Origin of the sequence: Streptomyces sp. NBC_01244, assembly GCF_035987325.1 — a bacterium.
GTDB lineage: Bacteria > Actinomycetota > Actinomycetes > Streptomycetales > Streptomycetaceae > Streptomyces.
Window position 1 is genome coordinate 3,878,604 of the sequence record NZ_CP108488.1, and the last position, 24,314, is coordinate 3,902,917.

The window sequence follows — 24,314 nt, forward strand, 5'->3', positions numbered from 1 at the left end:
ACCGGCTACCGCGGCCACTCCCGGGCGCGCAGCGGCAGCCCGGAGGCCGACCGGGTCCCGGTGCGCACCGCGAGCACCTGGTTGACCCCGAGCCGGTTGTGCTCGAAGGCGAGCGCCGAGGCAGCCATGTACAGCTGCCAGACCCGGGCCCGGCCGGGCGAGGTCAGCCGTACGGCCTCCTCCCAGTGCTCCTCCAGCCGGGCCACCCAGGCCCGAAGGGTGAGCGCGTAGTGCTCGCGCAGCGCCTCCACGTCGCGGACCTCGAAGCCGGCGCGTTCCAGCTCGCCGACGGTGGTGCCCAGCGGGGACAGCTCCCCGTCGGGGAAGACGTAGGCGTCTATGAACGCGTTGATCCGGTAGGCCTCCTCGTCGGGCTCGGGGCGCCGCGCGATCTGGTGGTTCAGCAGCCTCCCGCCCGGCCGCAGCAGTCCGTACAGGCTCCGGGCGTACGTCCGGTAGCGGTCGGCGCCGACGTGTTCGGCCATCCCGATGGAGGAAATGGCGTCGTACGGGCCGTCCTTGACGTCCCGGTAGTCCTGGACCCGGATCTCGACGAGGTCGGCCAGGCCCTCCTCCGCGACCCGCTTGCGGGCGTAGGCGGCCTGTTCGCGCGAGAGGGTGATCCCGGTGACCTTGGCCCCGTACTCCCGGGCCGCGTGCAGGGCCATCGAGCCCCAGCCGCAGCCGACGTCCAGGAGCCGGTCCCCGGGGCCCAGGGCGAGCTTGCGGCAGACCAGGTCCAGCTTGTCCCGCTGGGCGTCCTCCAGGCTCCCGCCGGGGGTCCAGTAGGCGCAGGAGTACACCATCGACGGGCCGAGCACCCGCTCGTAGAAGGTGTTGCCCACGTCGTAGTGGTGGCTGATGGCCCGCCGGTCGCTGCCCCTGGTATGCCGGGGTTGCCGGGGTTGACGGGGCCCGCCGCGGCGGACGGCCTCCTCGGGCGGCGGGGCCGGCTTGGTCCACGGCCGCGCCAGGCCCACGAGGCCCCGTACGGCGGCCCGGGCGCCGGGATCGCGCAGCAGGGCGGCGGGCCCGGTGTGCCCGGTGTGCGCGGCGGCGGCCGGCTCGGGCTCGCGGTCCCGCTCCCAGAGCAGCCCGCCGACCCGGTCCAGCAGCTCGAACAGGTCCCCGTCGGCGGTGAGGTCCCCGGCCACCCAGGCGCGGGCCAGCCCGAGCTCGCCCGGCTTCCACAGGATGCGGCGCAGGGCGCGCCGGTTGTGCAGGACCAGGACGGGTCCGCCGAGCGGGCCGGCCTCGCTGCCGTCCCAGGCCCGGATGCGGACGGGGAGAGGGGCTCCCATCAGGGTTTCGGCTAAAGCGGCCAGCCGCGGCGCGGCGTCGTTCATGCGGGACCCTCCAACGAAATCCGACTACATCGACTAGCTCAGACAAGTTCCGACCGCACGGCATACCCGGATCCGGGCCCGAATATGCCGAAGGGGCCGCCCGCACCACGGATGGCGGGCGGCCCCTTCGGGACACGCTGGGTCGTACTGGTCGTACTGGTCGTACTGGTCCTGCGGGACCTGCCGGCCCTACGGGGTCAGGAGGCCTTGGCCTTCTCGGCCGGGGCCGTGACGACGGCGGCCGGAGCCGGCGCCGGCTTGGCGGCCTCGTAGAACTCCTCGCGGGGGCTCTCCAGGGCGCCGAGGGAAACGACCTCGCGCTTGAGGAACATCGCGAGGGTCCAGTCGGCGAAGACGCGGATCTTGCGGTTCCAGGTCGGCATGGCCATGCCGTGGTAGCCACGGTGCATGTACCAGGCGAGCCGGCCCTTGAGCTTGATCTTCATCTTGCCCATGACGATCATCGCCACGCCCTTGTGGAGGCCGAGGCCCGCCACCGCGCCCTTGTTGGAGTGCGCGTACTCCTTCTGCGGGAAGCCGCGCATCCCGGAGATGACGTTGTCGCCGAGGACCTTGGCCTGGCGCAGCGCGTGCTGGGCGTTCGGCGGGCACCAGGCGTTCTCCACGCCGGCCTTGCGGGCGGCGAGGTCGGGCACCTGGGCGTTGTCGCCGGCGGTCCAGATGTAGTCCGTGCCCTTGACCTGGAGGGTCGGCTCGGCGTCCACGTGGCCGCGGGGGCCCAGCGGCAGGCCGTAGCGGGCCAGCACCGGGTTGGGCTTGACGCCGGCGGTCCACACGAGGGTGTTGGAGTCGACCTCGAGGCCGTTCTTCAGCACCACGTGGCCGTCCACGCAGGAGTCCATGGAGGTGTTCAGGTAGATCTCGATGCCGCGCGACTCGAGGTGCTCCTTGCCCCAGGTGCCGAGCTTGGGCCCGACCTCGGGAAGGATCTTGTCGGCCGCGTCGACCAGGATGAAGCGCATGTCCTCGCGCTTGATGCTGGTGTAGTACTTCGCGGCGTCGCGGGCCATGTCCTCGACCTCGCCGATCGTCTCGGCGCCGGCGAAGCCGCCGCCGACGAAGACGAAGGTGAGGGCCTTGCGGCGGACGTCCTCGTCCGTCGTGGACTCGGCCTTGTCGAGCTGCTCGAGTACGTGGTTGCGCAGGCCGATGCCCTCTTCCACGCCCTTCATGCCGATGCCCTGTTCGGCGAGGCCGGGGATCGGGAAGGTGCGGGAGATGGCGCCGAGCGCGATCACCAGGTAGTCGAAGGGCAGCTCGTACGCCTCGCCGACCAGCGGCGTGACGACGGCGACCTTGCGGTCCTGGTCGATGTTCGTGACCCGGCCGGTGAGAACCTCAGCCTTGGGCAGCACGCGTCGCAGCGGTACGACGACGTGCCGAGGCGAGATGCTGCCTGCGGCCACTTCGGGGAGGAAGGGCTGGTAGGTCATGTACGAGCGCGGGTCGACGACGGTGACGGTCGCCTCGCCGTAACGCATCTTCTTCATGATGCGCTTGGCTGCGTACAGGCCTACGTACCCACCTCCTACAACGAGGATCCTGGGACGCTCCGTGGTGCTCATGGAACGAGTATCCAGCACCCCAAGGGGTGACGCTCGTGAGCCCCTTCACAAGGACCTGAAGACCCTCTGCTACACTCCGCCGCCCACGTGACCGAGGTCATGGCGCGAAGCGGGAACCAGGGTGTAACGGGAGTCGTTGAACACCAGTCCCGACCTGGCCTCCAAGCCCTCAAGCGGAGTAGACCACCGGCTTCGTGGATACCTACCGCCAGGGGTGTGCGAGGTCCGGCAATCGCACGAACGCGAGCAAAAAGAAGGTCCATGAGGCTCCGGACTCGCCCAAAAGGCTCCTCCAGGGCCCTCATAGGCACCTTTTCCTTGTGAAGAACTTCACGAAGTTCATGTGGACGACGGGACCCAAGGCCCCCGAGCGGCCCCCCGGGACCGCTGTTGGCCCCTGCCGACCCCGCTGTTTGACCCTCGCGACCTGATCGAGGGACCGGTGTTGCAAGCGACTCCCTCGGGGCCCTCCCGCGAACCCGCACCACGCCTGCGGCACAGAACATCCGCGTGTACACAATTGCGCGTACGCTCGTTGTATGAGTGAGAACGCTGTGACCGTGCGCGAAGCCCGAGCCCACCTCGCGGACCACATCAACCGTGCCGAGCAGGGCGCCCCGACCATAATTACGCGGAACGGCGCTCCGGTGGCCGCCCTCGTCCCCATCGCCGACTTCAACGCGCTGGAAGAAGCGGCGGACGAGCTGCTCGCGCGCGAGGCGGAGGCAGTCCTGGCTGAAGGCGGCCCGACCGTGACCATGGCCGAGCTGCTGGCGGATCTGTTCACCGAGCGCGGCGAGGGAGCGGCGTGAAGTACGCCTTCCGGTTCACCACTGCGGCACAACGGCAGCTCCGGGCTATCGATCGGCCTGCCGCAATGCGCATTCTCGCGGCACTGACCGCGCTCGGCGACGACCCGTACCGCGAGGACGCTGACATCAAGAAGCTCACCGGCCCGTCCGGTCTCTACCGGCTCCGGGTCGGCAGCTACCGGATCGCCTACCAGGTGCTGGACGGCGAGCTCGTCATCCTGGCCGTCAGGGTCGGCAACCGTCGAGACGTCTACCGGGACATCTGAGAAGTCCCGCCCCGCTCGCGGACGCGATGCGGGCGCTGCTGAGCGACGACGCCCCGGTCCTACTCACCATCGACGGCGACCGCGTGGCCCTGGAGACGGAGTCGGCGGACCGCCAGGCGGCCGGCCGCTGGCTGGACCACGAGTTCCCCGACTACCGCCGCCTGGTCAGCCTGCCCGCGGGGCGCCGCGTCCCCGTCGTCAGCGTGCTCAGGGTGACCGCCGGGGGCGCGCTGTCCCTCGGCGCCGACGGCGACGACGACCCGGCCGACGTGGGCCTGAACCGCGCGTTCCTGCTGGACGCGCTCGCCGCCGGGGCCCGGGACCGGCTGATCCTGGAGCTCGGCGCCCCCAAGGCCCCCGTGGTGATCCGCCGCCCCGACGACGAGGAGTCCTTCTCTCTCCTGATGCCGGTCCGGCTGGACGGGTGATGGTTCGGACGTGACGGTGCCCCCGGCGGGATCCGCCGGGGGCACCGTCACGTGCGCTCGAATCGGTCGTCAGGCGATGGACCAGGCGATGCCGTCGAGGATGTCGTGCTCCGAGACCAGGACCTCCGAGGCGCCGATCCGCTCCATGATCGCGAGCAGGACCAGGGCGCCCGCGCCGATCACGTCGACCCGGCCCGGGTGCATCACCGGGATGGCCGCGCGCTCGGCGTGCGTCAGCGTCAGCATCCGCTCGCTGACCTCGCGGACCGTCTCGTACGGGATCCGGGAGTGGTGGATCCGCGCCGAGTCGTACGCCTCCAGGCCCAGCGCGATCGCGGCGACCGTGGTCACCGAACCGGCCAGCCCCACCAGGGTGCGCGCCTCGGCCAGCGGGACGCTCTCGCCGGCCAGGTCCAGCGCCGCCTCGATGTCGGCCCGTATCGCGGACACCTGTTCCCCGGTCGGCGGGTCCGTGACGACCCCGTCCACCGTCAGGTGGCGCTCGGTCATCCGGACACAGCCCACGTCGACGGAGCGGGCCGCCCGGACGTGCCCGGTGCCGACCACGAACTCCGTGGAACCGCCGCCGATGTCCACCACCAGGAAGGGGCGCTCCACGTCCGTGTGGCCGGTCAGCTCACCGGTGGCGCCGGTGAAGGAGAACTCGGCCTCCTGGTCGCCGCTGATCACCTCGGGCTCCACGCCCAGGATGTCCAGGACGCCCCGGACGAACTCGTCGCGGTTCTCCGCGTCCCGCGAGGCCGAGGTCGCCACGAAGCGGATCCGCTCGGCGCCGAGCTCCTTGATGACCGCCGCGTACTCGCGGCAGGCCGCGAAGGTGCGCTCCAGGGCCTCCGGGGCCAGTCGGCCCGTCTTGTCGACGCCCTGGCCGAGCCGGACGACGATCATCCGGCGGTCCAGCTCGATCAGCTCGCCTGTGGCGCGGTCGAGGTCCGCGACGAGGAGCCGGATGGAGTTCGTACCGCAGTCGACGGCCGCGACCCGGGTCACGCGCCCGCCTCCGCCGCCGCGTTCTCGTCGGCCTTCTTCTCTTCGGCCTTCTTCTCTTCGGCCTTCTTCTCGCCGCACGGGGTGACGCAGGCGCCCTTGGCCCACCACTCGGGCAGCATCGCCAGGGCCTCGTCGCCGAACGGGTTCACGCCCGGGCCCGCGGCCAGGGAGTGGCCGACCAGCACGTGCAGGCACTTGACCCGGTCCGGCATGCCGCCGGCGCTCGGGAAGCCCTGGAGCACCTCGATGGCGTCGCGGCGGGTGATGTAGTCCTCGTGGGCGGCCCGGTAGGCGGCGGCCAGCTCCGGGTCCACGGCGAGGCGGGCCTGCATCTCCTTCATCACGCCGTTGGCCTCCAGCGTGCCGATCGCACCGGCGGCCCGCGGGCAGGTCAGGTAGTACAGCGTCGGGAAGGGGGTGCCGTCGGGGAGCCGCGGGGCGGTCTCCACCACGTCCGGCTGCCCGCAGGGGCAGCGGTGCGCGATGGCGCGCAGCCCGCGCGGGGGGCGGCCGAGCTGCTGTTCGAACGCCTCGATGTCGGCGGCGGTCGGCTCGGTCCGGTCGGTCTGGGGCGGGGGCGTCTGCATGCCTGGAGGAAGTCTTTTCGTTCTCGTGGATGGGTGGGACTCAGTCGCCCGGGCGGTCGGCCTTGTCGACGCCGTCCCAGACGTTGGAGTACCAGGGCCGGTCGGTGGCGGTCTGTCCGCCGCGGCGCTGCTCGGCGCCGCCGGCACCGGGGTCGGTCATGATGTAGCTGATCTCCCCCGGCCGGACGAAGTGCAGGTGCTTGCGCGCCTGCTGCTCGGCGTACGCGTTGTCCTGCCAGCGGGCCTTCTCGTCGCGCAGCCGTTCCAGCCGGTCCCGCGCGGAGACGGCGTCCTTCTGCTGCTTCGCGATCTCCGAGCGCTGGGACACGTACTGGCGCATCGGATACGCGAGGGCGACGACCAGGGTACAGAGGACCAGCACGAGCAGGGCGGCCCGGCCGGTGAGCCGGCTGCGGCGGACCTGCCGGCGGGACTGAGAGCGGTACACGTGCGCCGCGGTCCGCTCACCGAGCTGCTTGAGCCTGGTCGCGGTCGAGAACGTGGCGAACCGGTCCCGGTTCCCGGCCATTGATCCGCCTCCCCTATATGCACACGACGCACTACGTCCCCGCACACGGTACGGGACCGAGTGCGGGGACGTAGGGAGGCTTGCGCCCTAAAGGACTGATCAGCCCTTGAAGCGCGGGAACGCGCTGCGACCCGCGTACACGGCCGCGTCGTCGAGGATCTCCTCGATGCGCAGGAGCTGGTTGTACTTGGCGACACGGTCCGAGCGGGCCGGGGCGCCGGTCTTGATCTGGCCGCAGTTCACGGCGACCGCGAGGTCGGCGATGGTGACGTCCTCGGTCTCACCGGAGCGGTGCGACATCATGCACTTGAAACCGTTGCGCTGGGCCATCTCGACGGCGTCCAGGGTCTCGGTCAGCGAACCGATCTGGTTCACCTTGACGAGCAGGGCGTTCGCCGAGCCCTCTTCGATGCCGCGGGCGAGACGCTCGGGGTTGGTGACGAAGAGGTCGTCGCCGACGATCTGGACCTTGGAGCCCAGGCGGTCGGTGAGGGTCTTCCAGCCCGCCCAGTCGTCCTCGAACAGCGGGTCCTCGATGGAGACGAGCGGGTACGCCTCGACGAGCTCGGCGTAGTAGTCGGTCATCTCGGCGGCCGAGCGGGACTTGCCCTCGAACTCGTAGTTGCCGTCCTTGTAGAACTCGGACGCGGCGACGTCGAGCGCGAGCGCGATCTGGGTGCCCGGGACGTAGCCGGCCTGCTTGATGGCCTCGACGATGAGGTCGAGCGCGGCGCGGTTCGACTCCAGGTTCGGCGCGAAGCCGCCCTCGTCGCCCAGACCGGTGGAGAGGCCCTTGGTGTGCAGGACCTTCTTGAGGGTGTGGTAGACCTCGGCACCCCAGCGAAGGGCCTCGGAGAAGGACTCCGCGCCGATCGGGGCGATCATGAACTCCTGGATGTCGACGTTGGAGTCGGCGTGCGACCCACCGTTCAGGATGTTCATCATCGGAACGGGCAGCAGGTGCGCGTTCGGACCGCCCAGGTAGCGGAAGAGCGGCAGGTCCGAGGCCTCGGACGCGGCGTGCGCGACGGCGAGGGAGACGCCGAGGATGGCGTTGGCGCCGAGGGAGCCCTTGTTCTCGGTGGCGTCCAGGTCGATCATCGCCTGGTCGATCAGGCGCTGCTCGGTGGCGTCGTAGCCGACGAGCTCCGGGCCGAGCTGCTCGATGACGGCGAGGACGGCCTTCTCTACGCCCTTGCCCATGTAGCGGTTGGGGTCACCGTCACGGAGCTCTACGGCTTCGAACGCTCCGGTGGAGGCGCCGGACGGGACTGCAGCACGGCCGGTGCTGCCATCGTCGAGGCCCACCTCGACCTCGACCGTGGGATTGCCTCGGGAGTCCAGGATTTCCCGGGCTACGACGACGTCGATGGACGGCACGAGCATCTCCTTCTGGGATGTGACGCTGGGTGTGCGGTGGCATGTCAGGCCGTGGGATGGCCTTGCCGCTTAGAGCCTAACCGCCTCTGGGCACTCGGCCAGCCGACCGCCCGGGGGCTGGGACGAAAAAGGGCCTGAATGCCCCTCTTACAGGACATAGGACCCTTGATCATCGCCCTTCCGGAGGCCCCGTCAGGCCGGGGACATCCGCACACAGCACCGCCCGGCGCGAAGGGGGTTGCGCGCCGGGCGGTGGAATTACGCGGTGGAACTACTGCGTGTCGCGAAAGCGGACACGACCGTTCTCACAGGTTTCAGCCGAGGTTCAGGTTCAGCTTCGGCTTCAGCTCCTGCTTCAGCTCCTGCTTCAGCTGAGCTTGAGCTTCTGACCCGGGAAGATCAGGTCGGCGTCCGTGACGATGTCCTTGTTGAGCTCGAAGAGCTTCTCCCAGCCACCGGACACGTTGTTCGCGTCGGCGATCGCACCCAGCGTGTCGCCGGACTTGACCGCGTAGGAGCCGTTGCCCGTCTTGGGGGCCTCGGTCTTCGCGGCCGGACGCTCGGAGCGGGTGGTCGGAGCCTCGACGCGCTTGGTCTCCTGCTTCGGCGCGGCCTTCTGCTCCTGCTTCGGCGCGGGCTTCGGCTGCGTCTTCGGCTTGGCGGGGGTCTTGGCCGAGCCACCGGTGTAGGAGGAGTTCGACAGGCCCACGCCACAGGACGGCCAGGCGCCCTTGCCCTGGCCCTTGAGGACCTTCTCGGCGATGGCTATCTGCTGCGACTTGGAGGCCTGGTTGGCCTGCGCGGCGTACGCCTTGCCGCCGTACGCGGCCCACGTGGAGGACGAGAACTGCAGGCCGCCGTAGTAGCCGTTGCCCGTGTTGATGGACCAGTTGCCGCCGGACTCGCACGAGGCGACGCGGTCCCACTCGGAAGCGGTCGCGGCCGAGGCGGTGCCCGCGGCCATCAGCGGCGCGGCCACGGCGACACCGGCGACGCCGGCGAGCGTGACGATGCGGACGGCCTTGGAACCGCGACGGTGCTTGCCCTTGCCCGAAAGCAGCATGGAGTTCTCCTCACCGACGCCTACGAGGTGAGCTGTCGGGTTCGGGCGAGTGAGTGCCCGGCCGAGCGACCTAGCGCTTGGCTTAACCCCTAGCCGGCGATGTGACCGTCTCTCAACGGCCGCTACCGGCGCCTACCTTGGTTCCCCCGCTCCTGCCTTCGGCGCTTTACGCGACGAGTGTTCCCTCCGTCCGCCGGCAGGATTCGGCGATGCGGTCGAAGGAGCCCGCGGTGGCGAGCGATTCAGAAGGTAGACAGGTCTCCCCCCGATGTTCAACGAGCGACATCGGGGGGAAACGGTGCCTACTTGCGCTCCCCGGAAGGGTGTTTGCGCAGGTGAGGGCGGGGTTTGCGGAACCCTCCGGGCCGGACACGCCAGTTGACCTGAAGAGACACATGTCTCACTTACAGAAAACGGACAATCAGCTGGTTCCGGGCGCTTCAAGTGTCCTTATTGATGCGTTAGATCCAGGTTCTGACCGGGCTTGATCAGGTCCGCATCGCCGCCGATGACCTGCTCGTTGGCCTCATAGAGACCCTTCCAGCCGCCCTTCACCCCGTTGGCGTCCGCGATCTCGATCAGGCTGTCGCCTTCCTTGACCGTGTACGTGGGGTCCGACGCGGCGTCAGGCGCCGCGGGCGTCTCGACGGCGGCCGGGCCGCGGTGCTTGCCGCCGCCCTCGCTCGCACCGGAGGCCGCCGGAGCGGTCGGGGAGGCGGACTCACCGGGTGCGGCCGGAGTCGTCGGGGCCGTGGGATCAACCGGGTTGGCCGGAAGGGTCGGGTTCGCCGGATTTCCCGGGTTCGCCGGGTTCGCCGGGTTCGCCGGGTCGGACGGAGTCACCGGAGCCGTCGGGTCGACCGGCAGCGTCGGGCCCACCGGCAGCGTCGGATCCACGGACGGCGGTGCGGGAGTGGTGGGGTCCACCGGAGTAGTGGGGTCCACCGGAGTGGTGGGGCTCACCGGAGTGGTGGGGCCCACGGGGGCGGTCGGGTCCGCGGGGCTCGTCGGAGCCGTCGGGGCGCCCGGGAGGCCGGGAGGCGGCGTCTCCGGCTCCGGCAGCGGCATGACGGGCAGTTCGCCCGGCACACCGATCGGATAGTCGGGCAGCACCGAGGCCGACGGGGTCGGGCCCTTCTGCGTCGGGGCCCCGAAGTCCGTGGACTGCCCGCCCGAGCCGGTGTGGGGCACGGAGGCGTCCGGGCGGGACGGAGCCGGGGCGACGGATCCGGAACCGCCGGGCAGGCCCGGGTCCACCTCGGCGGCGGGCGCGTCCTGCGTCAGACCGGCCTGCACCCCGCACAGCGGCCACGCCTGGGGGCCCTGGGAAGCCAGGACCCGTTCGGCCACGGCGATCTGCTGGGAGCGGCTGGCGAGGTCGGCGCGCTCGGCGAAGTCCAGTCCGCCGGCGCTCTTCCACTGCTCCTGGCTGAACTGCAGCCCGCCGTACGCGCCACCGCCGAAGTTGGCGCTCCATGTACCGCCGCTCTCGCACTCGGCGACCTTGTCCCATGTGGAGGTCTCCGCGGCGCTCGCGCCGGTGGCGGCGAGCAGGGGCAGGGCGAGTGCGGTGCCGGTGACTCCGGCGGTGACGACAAGTGCGGGCACTTGTCGGGGGCGTCTGTGGCGGCCGTTCCCGGAACGCATGAGGCTGCACCTTTCGCATAACGGCGGGGTAACGGCAGAACCTAGCGGCCTTCGAACGCCAGTCACAAGTTTCGACAGCCAACTGACTTCCGGTCAGCCCGGTTTCAGATGTTTTGGGCTTTTGATTCGGCGGTGAAGCGGACCGGAAGCGTCCGCAGCCCCCGCATGATGAGCCCGCCGCGCCAGCGCAGCTCCGGGGGGTCCACGGCAAGTTCCAGATCGGGCAGCCGGGTCAGCAGGGTCGCGAGCCGGAGAGCGCCCTCAGAGTCCCCGCCCTACGCACCGTCACTCGCAGCGGCGGGATCATCGGGTGGACGTACACCGACGTCCCCGCACGTTGACCGTTCAGCCACGTCACCAGCAGTGGCCATGCCCCCTGCTGCCACCAGGAGAGCTGCCGCTCCCGGATGCGCTGCGCCGGCCCGAACTCCGCGGGGATCTCCTTCCAGGTGATCCCCGTGCGCAAACGGTGCAGCATGCCGTTCAACGCCAACCGCAGGTCGATCTTGGTCTTGGTGAACGAAGCGGGCGGGTAGACCGCCTCCAGGACGCTCCGCACGCCGGCCCACTCTTCCTCCGTCACGTCAGCCGGTACCTCCTGCTTCGTTGCCACGTGCCATTGCGTCACCTGGCAGCGCACACCGGGCTTCTTCTTGAAGCGGTGGTTCTCAACCTCGACCTGGACATCGAACAGCCTGAACAGTTCCTCCTTCCCCTCCAAGCCTGGAGCGCCCAGGCGCAGCCTCGTACGGAGAACACGCTCCTGCACGTCCCCATCGCCGAGGAACTTCGCGAGCCGCTCCCAGACCTCGCTCTCGACCTCGTCTGCGTGCAGGTAGACGTCGTCACACCCGCCCGTGTTTCCCCTGCAGCGGTATAGGCGCATCCCACCGTCGCGAACGCCTCCGCCGGTGTAGGCCTCGCCGCAGTCGCCCTTGATCCGAGTGGAGAGGGGGTACACGGAGTTCGCGCGACGAGAGCCGACACTGAGTTCCTCCATGGCGGAACGAAGCTGAGCCCGACGTGCCGCATCGAAGACCTCCGGCATGGGGATCTTGACGGGTTCTCCGTACTTGCGGCTTCCGTCCTCGCCCACCGCCGTCTTGCCGCCTTCTTTCCGATAGGTGACGCAGAGCTCGAGGACGGGTTCGCTTCCGAGGCGCTTCGTGAGGTTCCCGACCGTCCAGGGGCGCCCGCTCCGAGTGAACCTGCGTTTGCCGTTCAGGTGCTCGCAGGTCTCCGAGTAGTTCAGCTCGAGATCGATGAGGCAATGGGCTGCCATGACCAGAGTCCGGACTTCCTCCTCGCACAGAACGATGCTCGACCCGCTCCGTCCCTTGTTCAGCAGCTCGAAGCCGTACGGCGGGGGCCCACCTGCCCAGCCGCCCGCTTGGAGCTTCCACTCCCGGCCGCTCCAGGTCCTGGAGAAGATCAGTTCGTGTTCCAACTCGGCGAGGTACGCCAAGGTCGGCATGGCGACCTTGAACTGGAGGTCATCGTCCGAGTCGATCCGGCCGTCCGAGGTGACTACGCGAGTCCCCTTGTCGACCATCTCCCGAACCCAGTTGCTGATGATCCGGGCGGTGCGGCCGTACCGGTCGAGTTTCTGCGCGATTGCCAGGTCGACCTTCCCGGCCCGGACAAGCCGTTCGATGAGCGCCTTGTCATCGCGCTGATCGAGCTTCCCGGAGACGCCGTCGTCCGCAAACACGCCGACGATCTCGTAGGGGGTGTCTCGGAGGTAGGTATCGAGCCATGACCGGCAGTCCTTCTCCTGCTGCTGGAGTCCGGACCTCGTGATCTGCGCCCTCGTCGACACCCGAAGGTAGATGACGACCTGAAGGGCGCCTTTCCCGGCCTTGTCGACCTTGATTCCACTTGCCTTGCTCTTCTTGAGCAGGGTTGAATCACGCACGGTCAGTCCTTCCCGACTGGCAAGTCAGACCCTGGAGCCTTCTTAGCGGGACGCTCCGGGGTCTTGGCGTTTCCAAAGCGTAGGCGCCTCGCAGGGTGTCCGTGCGGGAAATTCGGTCCTTCGCCCGCCCGGTACGCCGATGCCCGCCGGGCTGCCGCCGACCAGCGGCTCAGCAAGAATCCGTCAGGAGCCGCTCCTCGTTTCCAGGGCAGGGCTCGGGGCGAAGCGGACCGGCAGGGTGCGCAGGCCCCGCATGATGAGCCCGCCGCGCCAGCGCAGCTCCGAGGGGTCCACGGCCAGTTCCAGATCGGGCAGCCGGGTCAGCAGCTCAGCGAGGGCTGTCTGGCCCTCGAGGCGGGCCAGGGGGGCTCCCAGGCAGTAGTGAATGCCGTGGCCGAGCCCGAGATGCTGGTTGTCGCTCCTGGCAAGGTCGAGCGTGTCAGGATCGCTGAACCGTTCCGGGTCGCGGTCGGCAGCCGCGAGCACGACGAGGACCGGGTCGCCAGCGGGAATGTCCTGGCCACCCAGAGTCAGCGCCTCCGTCGCGTACCGCCAGGTGGCCATTTCCACAGGGCCGTCGTAGCGCAACAGCTCTTCGATGCCCGTTTCCAGCAGGTCCGTCTCTCCGGCAGCGAGCGAGGCCTGGAGTCGTTCACGCTGCTCCGGGTGCTGCAGCAGGGCATAGGCCCCATTGCCGATGAGGTTGATCGTCGTTTCAAAGCCGGCGAAAAGAAGCACGAAGCACATCGCGGCGGCCTCGTTCTCGGTGAGGTGTTCGCCGTGGTCGCTCGCCCGGATCAGTCCGGAGATCAGGTCGTCGCCCAGATCGTCGCGCTTGCGGTGGATCAGCTCGACGAGGTAGCTGCGAATCTGCTTGACCGCGCGAGCCACCCCGCCGCGCGGCCCGCCGCTGTGGCGGATCATCATGCCCGCCCAGTCGCGGAAGTCGTCCTGGTCCTCCCGTGGTACGCCGAGCATCTCGCAGATGGCGTAGATGGGGAGCGGGAAGGCGAACTCGTGGATGAGGTCGGCTTCACCCTTCTCACAGAACCGGTCGATGAGGTGGTCGGTCAGTTCCTGCACCCGCGGGGTGAACTCGGCGACCCTGCGCGGGGTGAACGCCTTCGACACCAGGCGGCGCAGCCGGGTGTGGTCGGGCGGGTCGATGTTGAGGAGGTGGGTCATCAGCTCGGCCTTGCGCTCCCCCGGGATTCCGGTCCGCCCCTTGGCGTGCGCGGAGCCTTCGTGGTGGGCCGGGTTCTTGCTGAGCCGCTGGTCGGCGAGGGCCTGGCGGGCGTCGGCGTACCGGGTGACGAGCCAGGCCTCGACCCCGCTGGGGAGGGTCGTGCGGTGCACGGGCGCGTGCTCGCGCAGCCAGGCGTACGCCGGGTACGGGTCGGTCGCGAACTCCCAGTCGAACAGGGTCGGCGGTGGGGCGGACGCGTCCGCGGATCCGTCCACGGACTGGTCGGCGGCGGGCTCTTCGGGGGCTGCGGGGGTCTGCTCGTGCACCCGGAGACCGTATCCCGCCCGCCGCCCATCACCCCATATGGGGTGGTTGTCGCGGCTGTCCGTAGATCGGCTCTGGCTTGACCTCACGTTCTCCGGCGTTCCTACTTTCGGTTTTGTGGATGTGAGGATCTTGAAAAGCAGCTTCGCGGTGGTGGAGAGACGGGCCGAGCACGCGGTCAAGTTCTTCTACTCCCACCTGTTCTGGCACAACCCCGGAGTCCGTGATCTCTTCCCGGCCTCCTTCGAAGACATGGAACGACAGCGGGACCGGCTCTTCGCCGCGCTCACCCATGTGATCGCCCACCTGGAGAACGAAACGCTCGTCCCCTATCTCCGCGACCTCGGCCGCGACCACCGCAAGTTCCTGGCGGGGCCCGAGCACTACGCGGCCGTGGGCACCAGCCTCATCGCCGCGCTCGCCGAGGCCTCCGGGTCCGCCTGGCACCCCCAGACGGAAAAGGCCTGGTCAGAGGCGTATCAGATGATCGCCGACGCGATGATGGCCGGCGCCGCCGACAGCGAGGACCCACCCTGGTGGGACGCGGAGGTCGTACGCCACCTGCTGTACGGGGAGGACATCGGCGTCCTCACCCTCCGCCCGCACGCGCACTTCCCCCATCTTCCCGGCCAGTACGCGAGCGTGAGCAGCGACCGGGTGCCGACGACCTGGCGCACGTACTCCCTGGGGAACGCGCCCCGCGCCGACGGGACGCTCGACCTGCACGTCAGCCGGATCGAGGGGGGCCGCGTCAGCACCGCCCTGATCCGCGAGACGCAGCCCGGGGACGTGCTGCGGCTCGGCGCGGCCGGCGGGCAGATGACCTTCCGCCGCGAGGACCGCCCGGTCAGCTTCATAGCCGCCGGCACCGGCTGGGCACCCGTCCGCGCCATGCTGGAGGACCTGGCGGAACACCCTCCCGATCAGGACGTGCGGCTCTTCGTGGTCGCACGCGACGCCGCCCACCTCTACGACCGCCCGCTCATCGACGCGTTCGCGGCCTCCCTCGGCTGGCTGAGCGTCACCTACATCACCCCCGCCCCCGGCCGGCACCGCAACCAGGCCACCGACCGGCTGGCGACCGCGCTCAGCAACCGCGGGCTCTGGCCCGACCAGGACGTCTACCTCAGCGGTCCGCCGCAGTTCATCCGGGAGACCTCGTACCTCCTGGAGGAGCTCGGCGCGCGCCCCGACCGGATCTTCTACGACTCCGTACCTGCCGGTGGCAAGAGCCACGAGGACGGAAGCCGCCCGACGGGCTTCGGCGAGTGGTTCCTGAACCGCCCCGACCCGCACTGGCACAACCCGTCGGGCCGCGCGCCCCGGGGGTATTGAGAACATCGCTGCCTGACACCGTTGCGGGATGCCTCCCGCTGCCGAGGGCTACTCGCCGACGCCCTCGGCCGCACGGATCGCGTCCCGGTAGGTCCGGGCCGCCGCGCGCAGAGCGGTCTCGGGGTCGGTCCCCGCCGCCTCGGCACGCGCCGCCAGATCCAGCAGTTCGTACCCGACGCCCTCTCCGCGGGGCAGTTCCACGGGCACCGCCCCCGCGCGGGCGCGGCCCGCCAGCTTGGCCGCGAGCGCGAGACCGGGCTGGCCGAGCGGGATCCCGTCGGTCACCGACTCCCGCTGCTTCTCCACCTGCTTGGTGCGCTGCCAGTGTGCGTGCACGTCCTGCGGGGTTTCCGCGGTCGCGTCGCCGAAGACGTGCGGGTGCCGGTGGATCAGCTTCTCGACGAGGGCCCCTGCCACGTCGTCGATGGAGAACGGCTCGTCCTCTTCACCGGGGCCGCCCTCCTCCGCGATGCGCGCGTGGAAGACCACCTGGAGCAGGACGTCCCCGAGCTCCTCGCGCAGTTCCTCGCGGTCCCCGTCCTCGATGGCCTCGACCAGCTCGTAGGCCTCTTCGATGGCGTACTTCGCCAGTCCCTCGTGCGTCTGTTCCGAGGTCCAGGGGCATTCGCGCCGGACCCGGTCCATGACCTGGACGAGGTCGAGGAGGCGTGCGCCCGGCAGATCGTACGAGCCCGGCAGCAGCTCCAGGTCCGGTACGGCGACCCGGCCCGAGCCGGCGAAGCGGGCCAGTCCGTCGGTGAGCCGCCGGTCTCCCTCGCCGCTCAGCAGGACGACGACCGTGCGCCCGCCGGCGCACTCCTCGATCAGCGCCTGGGCGTCGGGGGTCTCCAGGGCCACCTCGACGCCCGCGTCGCGGAGGTAGGGGAGCTGGACGTGGCCCGGGTCGGCGCACAGCACCCGGTCCGCGGCCTGCAGGGTCTGCCAGGCCGGCCAGGACAGCACGCCGGGGGCCACCCGGTGGCTCGTGGTCAGCAGCACGATGCGGCCGGTGGGCTCGGAGGACACGTCGTCAGTCACCCTCCGAACCTACCTCCCCGGCACGACCGCTCAGGCGCCGGCCGGGGGCTGCTCGGGCCGGGTGACCTGGGTGATCCACGGGGTGGAGTGCTCGCCGAGGGTGACCCGCTGGGGGTCCCAGACGCCGTAGCGCGGGTTGACCTCGATGCCGAGCCCGGCCGCGGCCTTCGCGGCGGGCTCGGCGAGCTTGCCCTCGCCGAACTTGGCGTTCAGCTTCTCGAAGAGCACCTGGTCCCGGACCCAGCGCTCGATCTGGTCGGGGGCGACGGCGGCCTTCTGCAAGATCGCCTCCTCGAACGCCGCGGCCCCGCGGTTGCCCTCGTCGTAGGCCTTGCGGGCCTCCTGGAGCTCCTTGGGGGTGACGGTGATCCCGGCGTCCTTCGCCATCCGGTCCAGGATCCGGCTCTGCAGCATGGTGCTGAGCTTGACCCGGTCGAGCTGCGGGACGGCCGCGATGAGCTCGGCCGCGTGTTCGGAGCGGTTCTGTGCGGTGCGGACGTCGTTCACCTGGGCCTGGAGCGCGGAGGTGGTGATCCGTTCGCCGCCGATCACGGCCGCGGTGCCGGGGCGGGCTTCGCCCGAGCACGCGGACAGCAGAGGGGCCGCCAGGAGCAGGGCGGCGGAAACGGAGAGCGCTGTGCGACGGTGCAAAGGAGCCTCCAGGGCCGGGAGATTGTGCTTCGGTGCACAAGGGCCGTGCGGTGATCGATGTTATGCAGTCGGGGTGGTCAGAGCCACTGGTTCGACCAACGATTCCGGGGGTGTTGGGGTTCGCGTCCACCGATGGCCACCCTTCGGCCCACCGGGAGTGCCACGGTCGGCCCACCATGTCGACACCGCACCGCTCCCCGCGCCGCCGCTCCCTGCTCGGCTCGGCGCTCGCCGCCCTGGTCACGACAGTGGCCGTGTGCGCCGGAGACGCCGTGGCGCGCGTCTTCCCGTACGGGCCGCGCCACCGCAGCATCAACGACCTCGGCAATCAGTTCGTGCCCTTCCACGCGCACCTGTGGGACCTGCTGCACGGGCGCGCCCCGGGCGGACTGCTGCTGAACTGGCAGTCCGGGTACGGGACCAGCTTCCTGCCCGACTTCGGGACCTACCTGACCAGCCCGTTCGCGGTCCTGGTGGGGCTGTTCCCGCGCCAGGACATCGACCTCGCGGTGTACGTGGTCACCGTGCTCAAGGCGGCGGCCGCCGCGGCGGCGATGGCCTGGCTGCTGCGCACCCAGCGGCGCGGGCCGGCGTGGGCGGCGGGGCTGCTCGGGGCCTCGTACGCGCTGTGCGGCTGGTCGGTGATCGAGGCCTCGTACAACCCGATGTGGATGGACGGGCTGATCGCCTTCCCGCTCCTGTGTCTGACGGGTGAGTGGGCGCTGCGCTCGCGCCGGCCGGTGGCGGCCGTCGTGGTGGTGGCGCTCTGCTGGACGGCGAACTTCTACACCGCCTACATGGCGACGCTGGGCGCGGTCCTGGTGCTGCTGGTCCGGCTACTGCTCACCCGGGAGGGCGTGAAGGACCGGCTACGGGGCCTTGCGCGGGCGGCGCTGACCACCACGCTGGGCGTCGCCCTGTCGGCGCCGGTGCTCGTCCCCCTCTTCCTCAGCTCGAAGCAGGCCTACCCGGGGTGGTTCAAGCCGTTCGTGCCGGTGGCGACCGAGGACATGCTGGCCCGGCTGCTGCCCGCCACCTACTCCTTCTCCTCCCCCGCCCTGTTCATCGGCACCGGGACCCTGCTGCTCGCGGCGGCCCTGCCCTTCCACCGGGCCGTGGCCGGGCGGGAGCGGCTGGTGTGGACGGGGCTCGTCCTGCTGGTGCTGCTGTCCTTCCAGTGGATGCCGACGCACCTGGCCTGGCACCTCTTCGCGACGCCCAACGGCAGCCCGTACCGGCAGACCTTCGTGCTGGCCGGGATCGTGGTGATGGCCGCCTGGGCGGGGCTCGCGGCCGGCCCGCCGGGGGCGCGGGCGCTGGCGGGCGGGGCGGCGGCCTTGGCGGTGGTGCTGCTCGCGGCGAGCGGGAGCGGGCTCGCGACCCCGTGGGGGCTCGCCCTCTTCGGCGGCGGCCTGGCCCTGGCGGGCGCCGCCTGGTGGGCGCTGCGCCACCGGCGCCTGGTGCTGCCCGCGGCGGCCGTGCTGGCGCTGGTGCTGCTGGCCCAGGCGGCGGCGACCACCGCCAACGGCCAGCGGGGCAAGCTGGCGGGCCTGGACGACTACCCGGTGTGGGGCGCGGCGCACACCGCGCGCGCCGGGGCCCTGGCGGGAGCCGAGGGGTGGCCCGCGTACCGCACGGACGCCGGGCGGCCGGCGCTGACCGGCAACGACCCGATGCTGCTGGGCGGGGAGGGCGGCGCGTACTACAGCAGCCACACCCCGGACCTGTTCACGCGGACCATGGTGGCCCTCGGGGCGGGCTGGACCTCGCGCGGCCGCAATGTGCAGAGCCTCGACAATCCGGTGACGGACGCCGTGTTCTCCGTCGGGGCCCGGCTGCGGCCCGACGGCACGGTGACCCGCGCCGAGGTCCCGCCACTGGTCACGGTCCGCCCGCCGGGCCCGGAACCGGCGTACGGGGCCTCTCCCTTCGCCAACCAGGAGCTGCTGCTGGGCGCGCGGGTCTACGAGGATCCGCTCTCCCCCGGGGTCTGCCGGGCGGGGACGGAGGCCTTCCTGTGGGCCCCGGAGTACAACGGGACGGCCCGGCTGGCGGACGGACCGGCCTTCCGGCTGAACGCCAACCCGCCGCGCAACAGGGCCGCCCTGCAGCCCCTGGGGATCTCCCGCGGCCCTGCCTCGGCGCTGGTCTTCGAGCAGGCCGCTCCGGCGCACCGGCAGCTGGCCTGCCTGGACCGCTCCCTGCTGGCGGCGGCCGTCGGCCGGATGCGCGCCACGGCGGCGGTCTCCGTACGGGTCGGCTCCTCGGGCGTCCGCGCGGTGCTCCCGCCGGGCAGCACGGGCACGGCGGTGCTCTCCGCCCCCGCGATCGCGGGCTGGACCTGCAACGGCCGCCCCGCCGCCGCCCGGCTGGGCCTGATCGCGATCCCGCTGGACGGCCACACCACCGGCATCGACTGCACCTTCCGGCCCCCGGGCCTCGTCCCGGGCGCGGCGGTCGCCGTGACGGCCCTGCTGGGCCTGCTCGCCCTGCTCGGGCCGCCCGGCCGGCCCGGGCCGCTCGCGTCGGTCCGGCGGCGTCGCCGGACCTGACCCGGCGAGGGCGAAAGCACGACCTGCACCCGCCGGAGCGTCAGAGCGACCTGCACCCGCCGGAGCGTCAGAGCAAGTGCACCGGCCTGAGCGTCAGCGGACCTGGCCCAGCCAGAGCAGGGTCCGGCGGACCTCCTCGGTGAAGGGGTGGTTCGGGCCGTGCAGGCGTTCCCCGTCGAAGAGGAGGCGGGCCAGGGTGTCGTGGGCCGCCGGGCGGTCGCCGAGGGAGAGCAGCAGGTGCGCTATCCGGCGGCGCACCTCCAGCGGGAGGCCCGGGTCCGGGTTCGCGTAGTGGTTCTCGAAGAGCGGCAGCAGCGCGCGGTACTCGGCGAGGGCGGCCGCCGGTTCGCCGAGCTGTTCCAGGCACTGGGCCGCGTCGTAGCGGAAGCGCAGGGACTGCGGGTCGCCGGCCGGGAACTCCTCCGCGAGCCGGCGCAGTTCGGGCAGGGCGCGGCGGTACTGGCCGTCGTCCATCAGGGTGGCCGCGTACTGCTTGCGCAGGGAGCGGACCACCGGCGAGTGCGCGCCGTGCTGCTCGGCCGCCGCCGGGAGGATGCCGCCGAGGATGTCCACCGCCTGGGTGAGCATGCCCTGGTCGAGGAGCTTCTTGGCCTCCTCGACGGCCGCCGGGACGTCCGGCCGCGGCGGCTGGGGCGGAGTCGCCGGCCGGGGCGGAATCACGTGGGCGCGGTCGGGCCAGGGGGCCTGCGGGCGCAGGAAGGGCCGGGTCGGGTCGAGGGGGCCGGTGGGGGCGCCCGAGCCGTGGTGGGGCAGCAGCGGCGCGAGGGAGGCGTACACCGCCTGAGCGGAGGCGGGCCGGTCCTGCGGGTCCTTGGCCAGCAGGTTCAGGAGTACGGCTTCCAACTGCTGCGGGACCTCGGGGCGCAACTGGCGCACCGGGAGCGGGGGCTCGTACAGGTGGCGGTGGAGCACCCCGAGCGCGGTGGAGCCCGCGAAGGGGACGTTGCCGGACAGCAGCTCGTACAGGACCACGCCGAGCGCGTAGAGGTCGGTGTGCGGGCCGACGGCCCCGCCCATGGCCTGTTCGGGGGCCATGTACGCGGGGCTGCCGATCGGCGAACCGGTGCTGGTGAGGCGGGTGGTGTCGGTGTCCATCACGGAGGCGACACCGAGGTCCAGGACGAGCACGGTCCCGTCCGGGCGGACCATGACGTTGCGCGGCTTCAGGTCCCGGTGGACGATCGGCACCGCGTGCACGGCCGACAGCACCGAGCACAGCTGCGCGATGACCGACACCGCCCAGGGCCACGGGTACGGGTCGTGCTCGGCGAGGTGGTCGGCGAGGTCGGCGCCCTCCACGTACTGCATGACGAGGTACAGCTCGTCCCCGTCGCTGCCCGCGTCGTGCACGGTGACCAGCCCGGGGTGGTCCACCTGCGCGGTGACCCGGCATTCGCGCACGAAGCGGCGGCGCAGCTCCTCGGCCACGGAGCCGGGGCCGGCCACCTTGTCGGGGCGCAGCAGTTTGACCGCGACGCGGCGGTCCAGGCGCCGGTCGTAGGCCGTCCAGACCTGGCCCATGCCGCCCTGGCCGAGGATGGTGGCGAGCTGGTAGCGGTCGCCGATGAGCCGGTCCGTCACGGGCGGGGGCCCTCGTTGTGGGGCGGCTGCTGGCGGCGCAGGAGCTCGCTGAGCTCGTCGAGTTCGGCGCGGACCTGCCCGATGCGCGGGGGCGGCGTCGGGGCGGGCGCGGACTCGGGGGCCTGCTGCGGGGCGGGCTGCTGGGGCTGGTGCTGCGGCTGCTGCGGCTGCGGCTGCCGCGGGGCGGTCTGGGCCGCCGGCGGGTATCCGTAGGCGGGCCCGGCCTGCTGCTGGGGCGGTACGTAGGGGGAGGCGGGCGGCGGGTACCAGCCGGCCGCGGCGGGCCCGGCCTTGAGCGCCTCGAAATGCCGGATCTCGGCGACCAGGTAGTAGATGCACACCACGAGGCCGTTCAGGAGCGTGCCGAAGGCCCCCGCGTTGCCCTGCCAGGCGCTGGCGTCCGGGGTCGGGTCCGCGCCGATCAGCGCCAGCGAGAGGACCTCGGCCGCGCAGGAGGCCCCGAACAGCCACCAGTCCCGGGGTTTGCGGGTGACCAGCGCGAGCCGCAGCATCGTCCCCCAGGCGAGGAACCCGCAGCTCAGGATGGGCAGCAGCGCGAACAGCACGCGGAGCGCCACCACGCCCCCGGTACTGGGCTGGTGACCGTGGGGCGGCGGGGTGCCGGGGCCGTGCATCGCTGCTCCTGACGGGCCGTGCGGAGGAAGGGTGGAGGAAGGGCGAGAAGGACTGAGAAGTGCGGAGGATTCCGGGTCTGAGGGTATACAGCGTTCCCGGCCGGGAGTGAGGGGATGCGCTCAACCGTTGTACGGTCGCAGCCCGGCCGGGCCGCGACGCCGGCCCGCGCGCTCACTCCGGCCGGACCGTACCGTCCGACAGCCCGTCGTACAGCCCCTGTACGAGCTGCTCCCCGAGCCGGGCCGCCAGCCGCAGGGCGTCCTCGAACTCGGCCAGCGCCCGGAACCGCGCCCCGTAGACCTCCTGCTCGGTCCGTGGCAGCCGGGGCAGTTCGAGGCGGCGCACGTCGAGCCGGGTCGTGGTGGAGGCGTGGCTGCTGGCACGGCGGTTGTTTGCGGTGGCGCGCAGGAAGCCGGCCAGGAACCAGGGGTCCAGCGCGGCCGGATCGGGCCGCAGCAACTGCAGGCCCCGGCCGAGCGCCGCCCCGGCGGTGGCCGCGTCGACCACGCGGGCCACGCCCGCGCCTCCGGTGAGCGGGACGACCACGTCGCCCGGTGCGGTGAGCAGCGGCGCCTCCGCGGCGGCGGCCAGGGTGCCGGTGGGTCCGGTGCCGGCGCTCACGTCGTACTCGGTCAGGACGGGGGCCCGGCCCGCGCCGGCGCCGGTGCCCGTGGAGAGGAGCAGGGCTCCGGCGCGGGCGAGTTCGCCGACGGTGGTCATCGGCAGCCGGGCCGGCGCCGCGGCGGGCCGGTCCGGTGGGGCGGCGGGCGGGGCGGGCGGGGTGAGCCGGGCCGCGCGGGTCAGCGTCGAGTCCAGCCGGTCCCGTACGGCGGTCAGCTCGGCCACGCCGCCGCCCGCGGCGGGCGGCGGCAGGTGGCGGGCCGGGGTCAGGTCCACATCGTCGTCGAGCAGTTCCACTACGGGCACCACGCGGCGCACGCCCGGGAGGTCCGGGACGTCGGGGGCCGGGCCGCCGCGCTCGTACGCCGTCCAGGCCTCCTCGACCGCGCCGTGCACGGCGGCCCAGCCGGCCCGCCCCGGACCCGGTCCGGGACCGTCGGCGAGTGCGGTGGTGTCCACGAGGAGCAGCCCGGCGGGGGCCGCCGCGTGGGGGGCGGGCCTGCGCAGCACCCACAGGTGCAGCGGGATCCCGTACGGAGGCGCGGCGCCGGCCGGAAGGGCCACGACGGCCCGCAGCGCGCCCCGGCGCAGCAGGTCGGCCCGGATGCGGCGGCCCGAGCGGCGGGCGGCGGCGGCGGGCGGCATGAGCAGGACGGCGGTGCCGCCCTCGCGCAGGTGGGCGAGGGCGTGCTGGACCCAGGCGAGTTCGGATTCGGCGCGGGCGGGCAGCCCGTACTCCCAGCGCGGGTCGTAGGCCAGCTCCTCGTGGCCCCAGTTGCGTTCGTTGAACGGCGGGTGGCAGAGCACGGCGTCGACCGGTTCGGCGGCGGGGCGCGCGAAGGCGTCGGCGCGCAGGCTGTCGGCGGCGGCCGCGCGGACCGGCGCGTCCGACTGCAGGGCGAGGCGCAGGGCGGCGAGCGAGGCGAGCTCGGGCGAACTGTCCTGCACGTAGCGGGCGGTGGCTCCGGGGACGGCCCGCAGCAGGCTGCCGGTGCCGCAGGCCGGGTCCAGGACGGTCCGGGCCGAGGGGCCGGCGAGGGCGGCCATGAGGGTGGCGAGGCCGTCCGGAGTGAGCGTGTACTGCCGGGGGTTGGCTTCGAGGTGGCGGCCGAGCAGGAACTCGAAGGCTCCCCTGGTGCCGAGTTCGGCGGCGAGTTCGGCGGCGGCCCGCAGGAAGGGCATCGCGGTGGGCCGCAGGGGGCCGGTGGCTCCGAGCGGGTGCGCGGGCCCGAACCGCAGGGCGAGCACCCGGTCGACGGCGGGTGCCAGCAGGGTGGCCATCCGCGCGTCGGAGACGGCCGAGGCCTCCAGCCACTCCATGGGCCGGTCCCGTACGAGGAGCAGCGCGCTCCCGGCTTTGACGAGCGCGGCCACGGAGCCGCCGGGGTGGGAGGCGACGTACTGCCAGACGCGTTCGCGCAGCGGGACTTCGGCGAGCTTGCCCTGGGCCCGGAGCCAGCCGGTGACCTCCGCCAGGGCGAAGGAGGGGCTGGTGTCGGTGCCGCCGACGGGACGGGGGAAGTCGGCGTGCCGGCGGCGCCAGTTGCTCACGGCGGCGCGGCCGACTCCCGCGAGGCGGGCGATCTCGGCGGCGGTGACTTCGGGGGTGGCGGCTTCGGAGGACGCGGCTTCGGTGGTGTCGGTGGGGGTGGAGGGTGCGTCGGGGGTGGAGGGGGTGGCTGGGGCCTCGGTGGGGGGCTTCTGCTCCGGCATGTGCGCGAGCATACCGCTGCAAAGAGGAGAGACCCATTCACAGTGTGAATTTAACAATCTCTCAGGAACTTGTTGACTCGGTTCAC

General features: G+C 71.9%; 20 protein-coding genes, 1 pseudogene and 1 riboswitch. Of the genes and pseudogenes, 5 read left to right on the forward strand and 16 right to left on the reverse strand.

Annotated features, from left to right (window positions below; all coding sequences use genetic code 11):
- Nucleotides 1-5: 5 nt before the first annotated feature.
- Nucleotides 6-1,346 carry a cyclopropane-fatty-acyl-phospholipid synthase family protein gene (locus OG247_RS17180; RefSeq protein ID WP_327253074.1) on the reverse strand — a complete coding sequence of 447 codons (1,341 nt, stop codon included), beginning with the start codon at nt 1,344-1,346 and terminating at the stop codon, nt 6-8.
- Between the two features lie 197 nt (nt 1,347-1,543).
- A complete protein-coding gene (locus tag OG247_RS17185) occupies nt 1,544-2,932 on the reverse strand; it encodes an NAD(P)/FAD-dependent oxidoreductase (RefSeq protein ID WP_327253075.1) in 1,389 nt (462 codons plus the stop codon).
- A gap of 539 nt (nt 2,933-3,471) precedes the next feature.
- On the opposite strand from OG247_RS17185, the gene OG247_RS17190 reads away from it, so the two are divergent.
- Genes OG247_RS17190 through OG247_RS17200 form a run of 3 tightly spaced genes read left to right on the forward strand, consistent with a single transcriptional unit; the run spans nt 3,472 to nt 4,438 of the window.
- A complete protein-coding gene (locus OG247_RS17190; RefSeq protein ID WP_327253076.1) occupies nt 3,472-3,744 on the forward strand; it encodes a type II toxin-antitoxin system Phd/YefM family antitoxin in 273 nt (90 codons plus the stop codon).
- On the forward strand, nt 3,741-4,010 hold the full coding sequence (locus OG247_RS17195) for a type II toxin-antitoxin system RelE family toxin (protein WP_327253077.1): 270 nt from the start codon (nt 3,741-3,743) through the stop codon (nt 4,008-4,010). Before OG247_RS17190 ends, OG247_RS17195 begins: the two co-directional genes overlap by 4 nt.
- 26 nt (nt 4,011-4,036) lie before the next feature.
- Entirely contained in the window at nt 4,037-4,438 is a 402-nt protein-coding gene (locus tag OG247_RS17200; RefSeq protein ID WP_442813313.1) for a hypothetical protein, read from the forward strand.
- 69 nt (nt 4,439-4,507) lie between these two features.
- Here OG247_RS17200 and OG247_RS17205 read toward each other — a convergent pair whose 3' ends face one another.
- From OG247_RS17205 to OG247_RS17245, 9 genes and pseudogenes are all read right to left on the reverse strand, one after another.
- Nucleotides 4,508-5,449, reverse strand: a complete 942-nt coding sequence (locus OG247_RS17205; protein WP_327253078.1) for a Ppx/GppA phosphatase family protein — start codon at nt 5,447-5,449, stop codon at nt 4,508-4,510.
- Nucleotides 5,446-6,036, reverse strand: coding sequence for a DUF501 domain-containing protein (locus OG247_RS17210; RefSeq protein WP_327253079.1), 591 nt, complete (start codon nt 6,034-6,036; stop codon nt 5,446-5,448). Before OG247_RS17210 ends, OG247_RS17205 begins: the two co-directional genes overlap by 4 nt.
- 40 nt (nt 6,037-6,076) lie before the next feature.
- Nucleotides 6,077-6,565, reverse strand: coding sequence for an FtsB family cell division protein (locus tag OG247_RS17215; protein ID WP_327253080.1), 489 nt, complete (start codon nt 6,563-6,565; stop codon nt 6,077-6,079).
- A gap of 99 nt (nt 6,566-6,664) precedes the next feature.
- Nucleotides 6,665-7,951 (reverse strand): phosphopyruvate hydratase, encoded by a 1,287-nt coding sequence (eno, locus tag OG247_RS17220; RefSeq protein ID WP_243335222.1) that lies wholly within the window; start codon nt 7,949-7,951, stop codon nt 6,665-6,667.
- 361 nt (nt 7,952-8,312) lie between these two features.
- Nucleotides 8,313-9,008 carry a transglycosylase family protein gene (locus OG247_RS17225; RefSeq protein ID WP_327253081.1) on the reverse strand — a complete coding sequence of 232 codons (696 nt, stop codon included), beginning with the start codon at nt 9,006-9,008 and terminating at the stop codon, nt 8,313-8,315.
- A gap of 2 nt (nt 9,009-9,010) precedes the next feature.
- A riboswitch (cyclic di-AMP (ydaO/yuaA leader) is annotated at nt 9,011-9,182 on the reverse strand.
- Nucleotides 9,183-9,458: 276 nt separating this feature from the next.
- Nucleotides 9,459-10,616, reverse strand: a complete 1,158-nt coding sequence (locus OG247_RS17230; protein WP_327253082.1) for a transglycosylase family protein — start codon at nt 10,614-10,616, stop codon at nt 9,459-9,461.
- Between the two features lie 143 nt (nt 10,617-10,759).
- A pseudogene (locus tag OG247_RS17235) lies at nt 10,760-10,918 on the reverse strand (cytochrome P450); the annotation flags it as partial.
- Nucleotides 10,888-12,570 carry a recombinase family protein gene (locus tag OG247_RS17240; RefSeq protein ID WP_327253083.1) on the reverse strand — a complete coding sequence of 561 codons (1,683 nt, stop codon included), beginning with the start codon at nt 12,568-12,570 and terminating at the stop codon, nt 10,888-10,890. The gene OG247_RS17240 and the pseudogene OG247_RS17235, both read right to left, overlap by 31 nt.
- A 183-nt stretch (nt 12,571-12,753) precedes the next feature.
- On the reverse strand, nt 12,754-14,031 hold the full coding sequence (locus tag OG247_RS17245; RefSeq protein ID WP_327257505.1) for a cytochrome P450 family protein: 1,278 nt from the start codon (nt 14,029-14,031) through the stop codon (nt 12,754-12,756).
- 199 nt (nt 14,032-14,230) lie between these two features.
- Between OG247_RS17245 and OG247_RS17250 the strand changes: the two genes are divergently transcribed.
- Nucleotides 14,231-15,415, forward strand: a complete 1,185-nt coding sequence (locus OG247_RS17250; RefSeq protein WP_327253084.1) for a globin domain-containing protein — start codon at nt 14,231-14,233, stop codon at nt 15,413-15,415.
- A gap of 48 nt (nt 15,416-15,463) precedes the next feature.
- On the opposite strand, the gene OG247_RS17255 is transcribed toward OG247_RS17250, so the two are convergent.
- Together OG247_RS17255 and OG247_RS17260 are read right to left on the reverse strand one after the other, a co-directional pair.
- Nucleotides 15,464-16,453 carry a nucleoside triphosphate pyrophosphohydrolase gene (locus tag OG247_RS17255; protein ID WP_442813314.1) on the reverse strand — a complete coding sequence of 330 codons (990 nt, stop codon included), beginning with the start codon at nt 16,451-16,453 and terminating at the stop codon, nt 15,464-15,466.
- 30 nt (nt 16,454-16,483) lie between these two features.
- Entirely contained in the window at nt 16,484-17,104 is a 621-nt protein-coding gene (locus OG247_RS17260) for a SurA N-terminal domain-containing protein (protein WP_327253085.1), read from the reverse strand.
- A gap of 176 nt (nt 17,105-17,280) precedes the next feature.
- Here OG247_RS17260 and OG247_RS17265 point away from each other — a divergent pair, with 176 nt between their 5' ends.
- Entirely contained in the window at nt 17,281-19,656 is a 2,376-nt protein-coding gene (locus tag OG247_RS17265; RefSeq protein ID WP_327253086.1) for a YfhO family protein, read from the forward strand.
- Nucleotides 19,657-19,749: 93 nt separating this feature from the next.
- Here OG247_RS17265 and OG247_RS17270 read toward each other — a convergent pair whose 3' ends face one another.
- The 3 genes from OG247_RS17270 to OG247_RS17280 form a co-directional block, all read right to left on the reverse strand.
- Nucleotides 19,750-21,258 carry a serine/threonine-protein kinase gene (locus OG247_RS17270; protein ID WP_327253087.1) on the reverse strand — a complete coding sequence of 503 codons (1,509 nt, stop codon included), beginning with the start codon at nt 21,256-21,258 and terminating at the stop codon, nt 19,750-19,752.
- Nucleotides 21,255-21,893 carry a hypothetical protein gene (locus tag OG247_RS17275; protein ID WP_327253088.1) on the reverse strand — a complete coding sequence of 213 codons (639 nt, stop codon included), beginning with the start codon at nt 21,891-21,893 and terminating at the stop codon, nt 21,255-21,257. Before OG247_RS17275 ends, OG247_RS17270 begins: the two co-directional genes overlap by 4 nt.
- 172 nt (nt 21,894-22,065) lie before the next feature.
- The gene (locus OG247_RS17280) at nt 22,066-24,228 is read right to left on the reverse strand and encodes an N-6 DNA methylase (protein ID WP_327253089.1); all 2,163 of its coding nucleotides are present in this window, start codon (nt 24,226-24,228) and stop codon (nt 22,066-22,068) included.
- Between the last annotated feature and the right edge of the window lie 86 nt (nt 24,229-24,314).

Bases quoted from the DNA above. Each gene is read 5' to 3' on its own strand.
- OG247_RS17275 (WP_327253088.1), bottom strand. From the start codon at position 21,893: ATGCACGGCCCCGGCACCCCGCCGCCCCACGGTCACCAGCCCAGTACC.
- OG247_RS17215 (WP_327253080.1), bottom strand. From the start codon at position 6,565: ATGGCCGGGAACCGGGACCGGTTCGCCACGTTCTCGACCGCGACCAGG.
- OG247_RS17210 (WP_327253079.1), bottom strand. From the start codon at position 6,036: ATGCAGACGCCCCCGCCCCAGACCGACCGGACCGAGCCGACCGCCGCC.
- OG247_RS17185 (WP_327253075.1), bottom strand. From the start codon at position 2,932: ATGAGCACCACGGAGCGTCCCAGGATCCTCGTTGTAGGAGGTGGGTAC.
- OG247_RS17225 (WP_327253081.1), bottom strand. From the start codon at position 9,008: ATGCTGCTTTCGGGCAAGGGCAAGCACCGTCGCGGTTCCAAGGCCGTC.
- eno (WP_243335222.1), bottom strand. From the start codon at position 7,951: ATGCTCGTGCCGTCCATCGACGTCGTCGTAGCCCGGGAAATCCTGGAC.
- OG247_RS17265 (WP_327253086.1), top strand. From the start codon at position 17,281: ATGTCGACACCGCACCGCTCCCCGCGCCGCCGCTCCCTGCTCGGCTCG.
- OG247_RS17280 (WP_327253089.1), bottom strand. From the start codon at position 24,228: ATGCCGGAGCAGAAGCCCCCCACCGAGGCCCCAGCCACCCCCTCCACC.
- OG247_RS17180 (WP_327253074.1), bottom strand. From the start codon at position 1,346: ATGAACGACGCCGCGCCGCGGCTGGCCGCTTTAGCCGAAACCCTGATG.
- OG247_RS17200 (WP_442813313.1), top strand. From the start codon at position 4,037: ATGCGGGCGCTGCTGAGCGACGACGCCCCGGTCCTACTCACCATCGAC.
- OG247_RS17190 (WP_327253076.1), top strand. From the start codon at position 3,472: ATGAGTGAGAACGCTGTGACCGTGCGCGAAGCCCGAGCCCACCTCGCG.